At 63.4% G+C, this 12,054-nt stretch carries 8 protein-coding genes, 1 tRNA gene and 1 pseudogene; 7 read left to right on the forward strand and 3 right to left on the reverse strand.

Annotated features, from left to right (window positions below; all coding sequences use genetic code 11):
- Window positions 1-128: 128 nt before the first annotated feature.
- From EN925_RS06955 to EN925_RS06970, 4 genes are all read left to right on the forward strand, one after another.
- Window positions 129-1,142 (forward strand): substrate-binding domain-containing protein, encoded by a 1,014-nt coding sequence (locus EN925_RS06955; RefSeq protein ID WP_127368577.1) that lies wholly within the window; start codon window positions 129-131, stop codon window positions 1,140-1,142.
- 171 nt (window positions 1,143-1,313) lie between these two features.
- Window positions 1,314-2,531: an ROK family transcriptional regulator gene (locus EN925_RS06960; RefSeq protein ID WP_013530260.1), complete on the forward strand. Its 1,218-nt coding sequence runs from the start codon at window positions 1,314-1,316 to the stop codon at window positions 2,529-2,531.
- 37 nt (window positions 2,532-2,568) lie between these two features.
- Window positions 2,569-3,555 (forward strand): sugar kinase, encoded by a 987-nt coding sequence (locus EN925_RS06965; RefSeq protein WP_063170080.1) that lies wholly within the window; start codon window positions 2,569-2,571, stop codon window positions 3,553-3,555.
- Window positions 3,555-4,823, forward strand: a complete 1,269-nt coding sequence (locus EN925_RS06970) for a D-tagatose-bisphosphate aldolase, class II, non-catalytic subunit (RefSeq protein WP_127368578.1) — start codon at window positions 3,555-3,557, stop codon at window positions 4,821-4,823. Before EN925_RS06965 ends, EN925_RS06970 begins: the two co-directional genes overlap by 1 nt.
- A gap of 56 nt (window positions 4,824-4,879) precedes the next feature.
- Here the strand turns inward: EN925_RS06970 and EN925_RS06975 are convergent, their stop codons facing one another.
- Complete coding sequence (locus tag EN925_RS06975; RefSeq protein WP_127384756.1) at window positions 4,880-6,226, reverse strand: FAD-binding oxidoreductase; 1,347 nt, start codon at window positions 6,224-6,226, stop codon at window positions 4,880-4,882.
- Between the two features lie 258 nt (window positions 6,227-6,484).
- On the opposite strand from EN925_RS06975, the gene EN925_RS40575 reads away from it, so the two are divergent.
- A complete protein-coding gene (locus EN925_RS40575) occupies window positions 6,485-6,745 on the forward strand; it encodes a hypothetical protein (protein ID WP_245460923.1) in 261 nt (86 codons plus the stop codon).
- 275 nt (window positions 6,746-7,020) lie between these two features.
- Complete coding sequence (gene lhgO / locus EN925_RS06985) at window positions 7,021-8,211, forward strand: L-2-hydroxyglutarate oxidase (RefSeq protein WP_206519179.1); 1,191 nt, start codon at window positions 7,021-7,023, stop codon at window positions 8,209-8,211.
- 395 nt (window positions 8,212-8,606) lie between these two features.
- Here lhgO and EN925_RS06995 read toward each other — a convergent pair.
- Both EN925_RS06995 and EN925_RS07000 read right to left on the reverse strand, forming a co-directional pair.
- A tRNA-His gene (locus EN925_RS06995) sits at window positions 8,607-8,683 on the reverse strand.
- A gap of 369 nt (window positions 8,684-9,052) precedes the next feature.
- On the reverse strand, window positions 9,053-9,511 hold the full coding sequence (locus tag EN925_RS07000; RefSeq protein WP_013530255.1) for a phasin: 459 nt from the start codon (window positions 9,509-9,511) through the stop codon (window positions 9,053-9,055).
- A gap of 248 nt (window positions 9,512-9,759) precedes the next feature.
- Here EN925_RS07000 and EN925_RS07005 point away from each other — a divergent pair.
- Window positions 9,760-12,054 (forward strand): annotated as a pseudogene (locus EN925_RS07005) (PAS domain-containing sensor histidine kinase); the annotation flags it as partial.

Genomic DNA, 12,054 nt, shown 5'->3' on the forward strand with positions numbered 1-12,054 from the left:
TCCTCATACTACCAGCAGATCATCAAGGGTTCGATCATCGTCCTCGCGGTGCTGATCGACCGCTCCCGAGCCGGGAGAGAGTAACAGGCGCAAGCGGCGCGGCCGCACGCAACATGGAGGAAATGCACATGAAAACGACAAGACGCTTCCTGATGGGAGCAGCGGCCGGCCTTGCCCTTGCAGGCATGGTGTTCGGGGGGAATTCGGCCGACGCCAAGACGCTGAAGATCGCGGCGATCGTCCAGAGCCTCAACACAGAGTACAATGTTCTGTGGGCCGATGCCGCCAAGGCGCACCCCGCGCTTGCGGACGGTACCGCCACGCTGACAGTTCTCGACGGTCGCCAGGACGTGCTGACGCAGTCGAACCTGTTCGACACAGCCATCACCGAAAAATACGACGCGATCATCTTCATCCCGGTCGACATCGACGCCGGCAATGAACCGATCGAGCGCGCGAAGGCAGCCGGCATCCCGGTGTTCGGCTCCAACACGATGGTTTCCAACACCGCACTCTACGACGCCTACATCAATTCCGACGATGTCGAGGCCGGCGAAATGCTGGCCAAGGCTGTGATCGACAAGGCCGGCCCACAGGCCAAGGTCGTGATCCTGGAAGGGATGCTGGGCCAGTCGGCCCAGGTGCAGCGGCTTGAAGGGATCCAGAAGGTGCTGAAGGAAAATCCCGGAGTGACCATCCTGGAGCAGAACACCGCCAACTGGTCACGCGCCGAGGCCATCACGCTGATGGAGAATTTCCTGACCTCGCATGGCGATGCGATCCAGGGCGTCCTGGCCGAAAACGACGAGATGGCCGTCGGCGCCATCGAGGGCATCCGCAACCACGGCCTGGATCCCAAGGCGGTTCCGGTCGCCGGCGTGGACGGCATCAAGGACGCGCTTGAAGCCGTCAAGCGTGGCGAACAGTCGATGTCCATCCTCCAGGATGCCAACGGACAGGCGCAAGGGGCGATCGACCTCGCGCTGCACAAGATCGTCGGCGACAGCTACAAGCCGCGCGCGGCTGTCTGGGACGTAAACGGCGGCAAGCTCGCCTGGAACGACGGCAAGGACCAGCATTACTACGTGCCGTGGCTGGCGGTGACCTCCGAGAATGTCGACAAGGTGCTTGTCGGCAATTGACGCTCCAACAGGAGGATGCCGCTCGCTCGCGGCATTCTCCTTCGCCACCGGCGCAGCGGGAATTGCTTGCTTCCGACATCAGGCGGTTCATTCTTTTGAGGACTTTGCGTTGCCGGAGGAAAAACAAGCTCGGGTGAAGTATAGGCTGGGAACGAACATGCGGAGTCCGCCATGAACCATGTAACCTTCGCCAGCAGCTCGCCTCGCAGGATCCGCCAGAGCAATTCGGTAGCGACGCTGAACGCGCTCCACCGCTTCGGCCCTTTGAGCCGGGCCGATCTCGCCAGGCATATGGGGGTCAACCGCTCGTCCGCCGGCAATATCGTCCTGGAGTTGGTCGAGGCCGGACTCGTTCGCGAAGTCGCGGAGAACGATGTCGCGAATCCGGCGGGCCAGCCCAGGGCCGGAAGACCGGGTATCCTCGTGGAAATCGTGCCTGAAGCCGTTTTCTTCGCCGGCATAGAGATCGGTGTCGAACATATGACATGCGTCGAGATCGATCTCGCGGGCAAGATCGTTCGCAGCGCCATGACGCGCTTCGAAGGACATGACAGCGATCCGGAGGCCGCGGTCCACATGGCGATCGAACAGGTGTTTCTCGAGATGCGGAAGGATAGCCTGGCGCGATGTCAGGGCATCGGCATCGCGGTGCCCGGACAAATGAACCAGGATGGTTTCATCCACGTCGCACCGATCCTGGGGTGGCGCAATGTCGATCTCACAGGCCTTGCCCGCAGCCTTCTTCCGGCCGAGATCCCGGTATCCGCGGAAAATGACGGCAACGCATTCGGCATCGGCATCACATACAGCCAGCCGGAAGCGGCGAGCGGCGTCACCTTCTTCATGGTCATCGAGAACGGTGTCGGTGGCGGAATTGTGATCGACGGCAAGTTGTTCCGCGGCGGCAATGGCCTGGCCGGAGAAGTCGGCCACCTCAAGACACGGAACCCGACATACCGGAATCTGGAGCAGGCCTTCGGGCGCGACCGCATCCTGTCATCCTATCGCCAGTACAGGCCGGACGCCGACTTGGACTTGTTCCTGCGTGACGTCCGCGATCGTGTTCCTCAAGCGGTGCAGCTCGCCGAAGAATGGGCTGTCTTGTTCGCATTTGCAGTCGTGCAGATCTCGCGGCTGATCGACCCGAACCGCATCGTGCTGGGCGGGTCCGTCGCGGAATTGTATCCATTGGTCGCCGCACGGGTCGACGCGCATATCCGCGAGCTCCAGGCCGCGACCTTTCCTGTCCCCGAGATCGTTTTCAACGAGAGCGCCATCTATGGAGCTGCCTTCGGAGCCGCTTGCATGATGCATCAGCGCTTCATGTCGCTCGACAACCAGATGCTCAACAAGGACGCGGTTTCCGGTCCAGACGCCTCGGCGTCGTGAAACCGCAAACGACACCACACCCAGGATTGGACGCTTGATGAACGACCTCCCCCAAACGCTTGCACCGGACTCGCTCGGGCCAACCGTGACGATTGGAGAAATCCTGGTAGAGATCGTCGCGAGGCAGACAGGCACCGGTTTCCGGGAACCGATCGACCTCATTGGCCCCTTTCCGAGCGGCGCGCCCGCCATCTTCATCGATCAATGCGCGCGTATGGGCGGAGCGGCCGCGATGGTGGGCGTGGTGGGCGACGACGATTTCGGCGCGGTCAACATGGAGCGCCTGAAGCGAGACGGCGTAGACACTTCCGCCATCGCTGTTTCCGCGGATTATCCGACGGGCAGCGCCTTTGTCCGCTACCGCACGGACGGAAGCCGCGATTTCGTCTACAACATCGCCAAATCCGCCGCCGCTCGACTGGAATGGACCCCGCAGGTCGAGGCGCTGATCGCGCGTTGCGGGCATATCCACGTCATGGGAACGGTGTTCGCAAGCCCCGCGGCCTGGGCGATCACCGAACGCGCGATCCCGCTGATCAAGGCACGCGGCGGCACCATGTCGCTCGATCCGAACCTGCGCAAGGAATTGCTGGCGCACGGCCAGACCGAGGAGAAATTCGCGAGCCTGGTGGACAAAGCGGACCTGCTGCTGCCGTCGGGCAATGAATTGTTCCTGGCCGCCGGCATGGATGGCGAGGAACGCGCAATCGAGGCGCTGTTCAAACGAGGGGTCAAGGAGATCGCCGTGAAGCGTGGCGAACATGGCGCGTCAGCCCGTCAAAGCACGGGCGCCAGTGCCGATTGTCCCGGCCTCATCGTCGAGGAAACGGACCCCACCGGCGCCGGCGACTGTTTCGGCGGAGCCTATGTCGCATGCCGGCGGTTGGGGATGCCGCTGCGGACTTCGCTCGAATTCGCCAATGCGGCAGGGGCGCGCAACGTCACACGCCTCGGCCCCATGGAGGGAGCCGGCACGCGGGCCGAACTGGAAGATTTCATGGCAAGAACGGCGAGAAGAAGCTGATGCGTGTGGCGATCGAAGATGTGCCGGGCCTGCACAGGGAAGGAAAGAAAATCGGGGTGACCTCGGTGTGCTCGGCGCACCCCCTGGTGCTGAAAGCCGCACTGCGGCACGGCCGGGACACGGGCACCACCGTCCTGATCGAAGCGACGTGCAACCAGGTCAATCATCTGGGCGGCTATACGGGCATGACGCCGTCCGATTTCGCGGCGATGGTGAAAGCGCTCGCGGCAGTCGAGCAGTGCCCGACAGAGCTGATCGTGCTTGGCGGGGATCATCTCGGTCCCAATCCCTGGAAAGACCGGCCCGCCGAGGAGGCGATGGCGCAGGCCGGGACAATGGTCGATGCTTATGTCCGCGCCGGCTTCCGCAAGATCCATCTCGATGCATCGATGGGCTGCGCGGGTGAACCGGCGGCGCTAGACGACCATACGGTGGCCGAGCGCGCAGCCAGAATGGCGGGCGTCGCGGAACAGGCGGCCGCGCAGAGCGGCGGGGCAAGCCCGGTCTACATCATCGGGACGGAGGTGCCGCCTCCCGGTGGCGCCGATCACGCGTTGGATGCGATCACCCCGACCAGTCCGGAGGCGGCTCGCCAGACACATGCCATTCACGCCAAAGCATTCCAGGCCGCCGGGCTTGAAAGCGCGTTTTCCCGCGTCATCGGGCTTGTCGTGCAGCCGGGCGTGGAGTTCGGCAACCAGAATGTGATTTTTTACGATCGGACCAAGGCCAGCGATCTGGCGGCAACTCTGAACACATTGCCGTCGCTCATTTTCGAAGCGCATTCGACGGACTATCAGGGTGAGAGGCCGCTGCGTGAACTCGTCGAGGACGGCTTCGCTATCCTCAAGGTCGGCCCCGAGCTGACCTTCAAACTGCGCGAGGCGCTTTACGCGCTCGACCTGATCGCTTCCGATCTGGTGCCTTTCTATGGCGAGCGGCCGCTTTACCACGCCATGGAAGAGCTGATGCAAGCCGCGCCCAAGAACTGGGCAAGCCACTATCATGGCAGCGATGCCGACAAGCGGACGCTGCGCCACTACTCCTATTCCGATCGCATCCGATATTATTGGGCGACCCCGCAAGCCCGTGCCGCCTGCGACCGGCTCTTCGACGCGTTGAAGGGCCGCAAGGTGCCGGTGACGCTGTTTCTCCAGCACCTGCCTTCGGCGCTCGCTTGGGCCGACCGAGCCTGCGACGTCGAAGAGATCGCGATCGATCACGTCCAGGGAAGCATCGAGATCTACGCCCGGGCATGCGGCACCTGAGCCCTCGTCCGGTTCTTCAAGGCCAGAGCGGATGGGCTGGCGGGCGGCAGAAATACTTACAGCGATGGTCCCAATCGGATCGGGCTGCCGTCGCTGAAACGGGATTGACGGAACCTGTGGAGATTGTGCCCGGTCTCGTTGCCCAGGATCAAATCGGACAGAATGCGGCCCATTCCGGGTCCTATGCCGAAGCCGTGGCCGCTCATCCCGGTCGCGACAACGAGGCCTGGGAATGCAGCGGCGCGATCGACGATGGGCACGACATCAGGCATGGCATCGATCATGCCCGCCCAGCTCGCCTTGAGCGGTACGGTCGTGAACTGAGGGAAAAGCTCCCTGAACCCGCCGTCGATGGCGCGGAGCGCCGACGTCTCGGGAGCCGGATTGAGGACGCGCATCCGTTCGAAAGGGCTTTCTTCATCCGCGTTCCATCTGCGCGGGGTCGACCAGCCGTCCGGGTAGCCTCGCGGCGCGGCCGGCAGGTAGCGTGTGCCGAACGGATTGGCCATCAGGGCGCTGACATATTTGCCTGCATGGCGAAATGCGTCCGGCCCTATGTAGAGTTGGCTGCTGCCTCCCGATGCGAGCGTGTACCCGCCATCCTGCCTGCGCCGGAAAGCGATGCGTTCGTCCGCGGCGGCGCCGGCGTGGATTTCCGCCATCGGCGCTGTCGCAGCGACGGTCGCCCTGACGCTGAGCTGCGGAATCGAGATGCCGTGGGCGCGCAGGAACAGCGACGTCCACGCGCCGCTGGCGACGAGGACGCTCGAGGCCGCGATGAGCCCTTTCTCGGTCCAGACGCCACTGATGCGTCCCGCGGAGATGTCGAGCATACGTGCCGCGCAATTCTCGATGATCGTCGCGCCTTCGCGGGCCGCCAGGCGAGCAAGCGCGGGCACGGCGACCCAAGGTTCTGCCCGCATGTCCGATGGAGTGATCATTGCGCCTTTGAACAGTCGCGACATGGCCGGGATCAGGCTTGCCAGCTCACCCTGGTCGAGGAGACGCGTGTCGACGCCATGAGCCTGGGCGATCTTCAGGAATTTCGCGAAGCCGGCCATCTCCTTGTCTGTTCGCGCAAGATAGGTAACGCCCGTCTGCTTCAGTCCTATGTCCTCGCCACATTCCTGCGCCAGTTGCCGCCAGAGGCGCTGCGCTTCGATGACGATCGGCAGTTCGTCGGCATCGCGGCCCTGCTGCCGGATCCAGCCCCAGTTGCGCGAGGATTGCTCGGCGGCGATGCGTCCCTTTTCCAGCAGCGTCACCGAGACGTTCCGGCGCGCCAGGAACAGTGCCGTGGTCACGCCAATGACCCCGCCGCCGATGATCACGACGTCCGAGGTCCTCGGCAGGGGCTGCTGGAACTGGATCGGGGTGGCTTCGGTGAAGGGGAAGATTGTCAAAGAGCACTATCCTTTGGTATTCCGCAGCGGCGTCCGGTCTACGCACTTGATATCAGGGCAGCGATATCTGGCCGCCGTGAGATGTCGATACCACGCGAGGAGATTGATCGTCAGCTGCTGCTTGCCGGGAACGACGAGGCCAGATCGCGGCGCCGGCAAATCCACGCTTCTGAAATCAATTTCCGGGCTCATGGCGCCGACCGGGGGCACGCTTGCCTTCAACAGCGAGTCGATCGCCGGCCAGGCGCCGGAAAAGCTATGCCGGAAGGCCTGGCACTGGTGCCGGAAGGCCGCAGTATCTTCCGGACACTGACGGTGCGGGAAAACCTGCTGCTCGGCGGCATGATCCGCAAGGACAAGGCCGAAGCGGCCGCCGATCTGGGAACGGGTTCTGGAAATCTTTCCGATCCTCAGGACCCGCTACCGCGGCGTTGCCGGCCACCTTTCCGGCGGCGAGCAGCAGCAGCTTGCCATCGCCCGCGCCATCCTGCAGCACCCGTCGCTGATGATGGTCGATGAACCGTCGCTTGGCCTTGCGCCGCTGGTGATCGACCAGGTCTACGAAAGCCTCCGCCAGCTTAGCGCCAGCGGCTGACCCTGCTCGTCGTCGAACGGTCCACCGCTCGCATTCTCGACCTCGCTTCCCGCGTCTACGTGCCGCGCAACGGCCATAACGCGCTGGAGGGTTCGGCAAGCGAGCTTGCCGACGGACATGCGCTGGAAAAGGCCTATTTCGGCTATGGCGATCGTCAGACGGCGCACGCATAATCGGGCAGGCAAGGGCTACAACAATGATTTTCGACTACTGCGTCATCGGCGGCGGCATCGTCGGCCTGGCGACGGCCATGCGGCTGCTGGAAACATATCCCGGCTGCAGCCTGATCCTGTTGGAAAAAGAGGAGGCTCTCGGCAAGCACCAGACCGGCCACAACAGTGGTGTCATCCATGCCGGCATCTACTATCCGCCAGGCAGCCTGAAGGCCGAGCTCTGCCGCAAGGGCGCGGATGCCACCAAGGCCTTCTGCCAGGAGAACGGCATCCGCTTCGATGTCTGCGGCAAACTGCTCGTCGCCACCTCCGCACTCGAAGTGCAGCGCATGGAGGCGCTCCACGAACGCTCGAAGCAGAACACGATCGAAGTCCGGCGCGTCAGCGAGGGTGAATTGAAGGAGCGGGAACCGAACATCCGCGGTCTCGGCGCGCTTTTCGTGGCCTCGACCGGCATCGTCAGCTATGCCGATGTCTGCCAAGCCATGGGGCGGCGCATCAGGGCGCTTGGCGGCGAGATCCGCCTGTCGACGCGCGTCACCGGCATTCGCGAAGTCATCGATTCCGTCGATATCGCGTCGGCCGGCGAAAACTGGCAGGCGAAAAAACTGGTGGTCTGCGGCGGTCTCCAATCGGACCGGCTGGCCGTGCTCGCCGGGCTTTCGATCGAGCATCGCATCGTTCCCTTCCGCGGCGAATACTATCGCCTTCCCGCATCGAAGAACGACATTGTCCGCCATCTGATCTATCCCGTCCCGGATCCAGCCCTGCCCTTCCTTGGCGTGCACCTGACGCGGATGATCGACGGCAGCGTCACGGTCGGGCCGAATGCCGTTATCGGTTTTGCCCGCGAAGGCTATCCACGGCTTTCGTTCAATGTTTCGGACATGGCCGACTACGCGCTGTTTCCCGGCTTCTGGAAAACCGTGTTCGCCAACCGCGGATCTGCGGTAACGGAACTCCGCAACTCGCTCTGGAAGCCAGGCTATCTGGAGGAGTGCCGGAAATACTGTCCGAGCCTCAAGCTCGCCGACCTGCTCCCGCACGAAGCAGGCATCCGCGCGCAAGCCGTGCGCAAGGACGGTGCCCTCATCCATGATTTCCTGTTCGCACAAACGGACCGCATGCTGCACGTCTGCAACGCGCCTTCCCCCGCCGCCACCTCGGCGATCCCGATTGCAGAGATGATTCGAGATCGCCTCATACAGGGCTGCTGAAAATGAGGCGGTACGCACTGGAGCCCAACTGAACGCTGGAGTATCTGCCTGGGCACCGGCCGCGGCCAACGCAGCTTTTGCGTCGGAACCAGATCGGCGCACCACCAGGCCAGCAATGCCGCTCCCGGCGAGAGGGTAGCAACTTGGCCTGCGGTTTCCGCAAGCAAAGGTTCCGTGTGGACGACGGCTTTTTTGGCTGCGCAAAGATCTCAGGCGAAACGACGGCTGACGTCATTGGCAGGGTTCGCTCCCGGCTGACCGCCATTTTGTCGACCGTCATAGCTGGACGGCCTCCCTATGGCACCAGAATGGTACACGTCCATAAGACGCACCGACACCCAAGCCAGCCTAGCTAACCAGAAGCCTTTAAGTCTTTGAAATTATGTCGCTATTTATGGTACCGTTGGCTGGGATCGAACCAGCGACCTCCGGATCCACAATCCGGCGCTCTAACCATCTGAGCTACAACGGCACGTTGCCTGAGCGGATCGAAACAGAAACTCATCCGCCGCTCTGTCGTTCGGCGATGCGTCCTTACGGGCTTATGGATTCTAATTCAAGGCTTTTGGAAAGCAAAGGTCACTTCCCCACATCGGCGCGGCATTCGCCCAGCAAGAAGGCGCAGGCAAGGACCAGGCGACGGACAAAGAAAAAGGCCGGCGGGAGGAGGTGCCGGCCTTTTCCTGTTACGAGCCAGCGGGAGGAGGTGCTGGCTGGTCACCCCGGGGAGCAGAGGGAGGAGGTTCCACTCACCGGGTATTCCTTGATGGCTGCCATCATACACCTGATCGTTTTTAAGAAAATGCGACCTTTTGTTGCATCTTCAGATCATGCGCAAATGTTAGGCAACCTTGATTTCCTTCATCGCCTTCTCGAAGGCGGTCTTGATCGGCTTGGAGACGTCCTCGGCGGCCTTGGAGGCAACGGCCTGGAAGTCCTTGGCCTGCTCGACGGTCGATTCGACGCGCTTGCGCAGGAAGGCGGTCTGCAGCTCGACGACTTCCGACAGCGACTTGGCGCCGATCAGGGCTTCGAGGTGGGAAAAACCGGCCTCGGCATTGGCACGCAAAGCGGAGATGGTCTTGAGCGACAGGTCGTTGGAAACGGTCTTGGCGGTCTCGTAGGTCGACTCCAGAGCCTTCTGGGTCTCCTCGGCGCCGGTCTTCAGCTTGGCATAAGCCTCTTTCGACTGCTCAACGCCCTTTTCGGCGAAAGCGCGAATCTGGTCAGTGGCCTTGGAAGCGTCGAAGCTCGGGAATTCAACGTTTTCGATCGTCTCGGCGGTCTTGGTCCTGGACATTTTCCATCCTTTTCAGCGGCAGCGGCTTTGACAGAAAGCCGTCTCGTTCATGTATGATGGCAATATAAAGGCAAATTTTGTGCATTGCAATATCTTTGTTGCAGTGCACCATAAATTTCTTTTGGGCCGTTAACCAAGAGCCCAGATTCCAGCCTTTGCACGTTCTGGCTTGTGGACCTTCGCGCCTCCGGCTTTTATTAACAAAGCGTTAACTGCAAAATCGCCGCTCCGTGAGGTCCGCCAAGCGCATGCCGTCCGAATATTCCTTCCTTGATGTCGCCGTGCTCGACGCGGTCCGCCAGCGCTTTGCCGCAGGCGACGCGATCGCGATCCTGTCGGCGGATCTGGAGCAGGTGATCTGGGCCAATGGGCCAGGAGCCGCGATGTTCGGTTATCCCGACATCGAGGCGATCATAGGCGCCTCGGCGCAGTTGCCCGTGATCGCCAGGCGCCAGATCATGGCGACCAGCGGATTTCCCGAGATTGGCAGCGACCGCGCCATCATGGTGCGGCTGGCGACCGGCATGACCAGCCGCGCCGTCGGCTTCCTGGCCAGTGCGGTGACCATGCCGGACGCCGAGAAGGCGATCATGCTGGCAGTGCCGGCGGCTCAGACAGGGTCACGCAGTGCCGGCGAAATCGCCGCGCGCGCCATTAGCGGCTTCACCGAGGATGGTCATTTCATCGCCTTTGTCGATGCCAGGGGCAACGTTGAGGCGGCCTCGGAAGGATTTTCGGCACTGGGCATCCTGCCGGAGACGCTGGCAGCACTGGTTGCCGACGTCGCAGCCGAGAGCGACCGCATCGTCAAGCGCCTTGTCCCGGGCGGCACGGCCTCCTACCCGGCGGGGCTGGCAAGATTGACCGAGGAGCGGCATCTGCTGGTGGTGATCGACGAGGACCAGCTCGACGACACAGCCCCTGCGGGCGAACACCTCACGCAAACCATTGCCGAGGCGGCACCAGCTGGCGATGCGGCTTCGCAGCCGGAACAGGGTGGCGAGACGCCGACCGAGGAACCAGGCGCCGCACTGCCGACCGAGGACGTCGCCGCATCGCAGCCGCATGCGATCACCGACGTGATCGGGCAGGCGCCGACGGCTGCCAACAGCGATCAGGCGGCAGCAGAGCCCACACCGGCGCAACACGACCATTGGTACTTCAACGCCGGCGAGGACGGAGGGGAACAGGCGCCGCGACCAGCTGCGTCCGGACCTGAAGCGCCTCAAGAACCGGCGGCCCTGGAAGTCCAGTCCACCTCCGCGGCCACGCCGACGACCGTCTCGGCGATAGACCGCGCAGCGGCGCCGGTGCGCTTCGTCTGGCGCACCGATGCCGAAGGCAAGTTCAGCGCGCTGTCGCCGGAATTCGCCGACATCGTCGGCAAGCCGGCGGCCGACGTGATTGGCCGACGCTTCAGGGATGTCGCCGCCACATTCGGCCTCGACCCCTCGGGCGAGATATCGGGGCTCCTCGAACGGCGCGATACCTGGTCCGGACGCTCCGTGCTGTGGCCGGTCGTCGGCACCGATCTGAAGATACCCGTCGACCTGGCGGCGCTGCCTGTCTATGGGCGCAGCCGCGCCTTCGAGGGTTTCCGCGGCTTCGGCGTTGCCCGCGCCAGCGACGCGGTCGTCGATCCGGAGGCCATCGGCATGGCGCTGGTGCCCAATGGCCGGGCGCCGGCAACGCCGGAACCGCAAGTCATCCAACCCGCGCCCGAACAGCCGAACGCTGAGGAGCCCAGGGCCGAGGACGCTCAGGCATCGGATCCGTTCAAGGGCGAGGTGCCGGCGCTGACCATCGTGCCGAAACAGGAGCGGCGCTTTGCCGACAAGGTGATCCGGCTCGCCGAACATCGCCAGCCAGCCAACGACAAGGGCCTCTCGACCCTGGAACGCAGCGCCTTCCGCGAAATCGGCGAGCGGCTGAAGAAGGAGAGTGCTCCGGTCGAGCCACCAGAGACTGAGACTGCTGAGGCGTCGGCAGCGGAGACCGAGGCTCCGGTCAAGGCGTCCGACGACCCGATGCGCACCGGCGGCATCCCTGCGTCAGGGCCAGAGAACGAACCGGTCGAGCCATCCGAGACCGATGTCGATGCCGAAGACGAGCAGGATCTGGCACGGCTTGACGGTCACCCGGACGAAGCGGCTCGTGAAGCCCCCCCTGGGATGAATGTGACGGGCTCGTTGCTGGACTATGCCGGCCAAGATGACGAACGTGGCCCCGTGGCGGCGGAACCAGAGAACACCGCTGCGGTTTCGCCCGGCGAAGAGCCTGAAGCCACTGACGCGACACATGATGTCCTCGATGACGACAGCATGACGTCAGCAGATTTTCGCGATGCCGAAGACAGCGAGGATTGGGCGCAGCCCGACGAGGAAGCCGCATCGCCTGACGAGCAGGCGGTTGCCGCGCAGGCCGTCAATGCAGGCGACGCTGCGGAAATACGCGTCGAGCGCCCTCGCCTGCAGGTTCCGCCGCTCAAGGCCGAAGGGTTCGTGCCGTCGGCGTTTTCCGCCGGAGATGAACACAAGGCCCCG

Origin of the sequence: Mesorhizobium sp. M7A.F.Ca.US.006.04.2.1 (assembly GCF_004022915.1) — a bacterium.
In the GTDB taxonomy this organism is placed as follows: Bacteria; Pseudomonadota; Alphaproteobacteria; order Rhizobiales; family Rhizobiaceae; genus Mesorhizobium; species Mesorhizobium ciceri.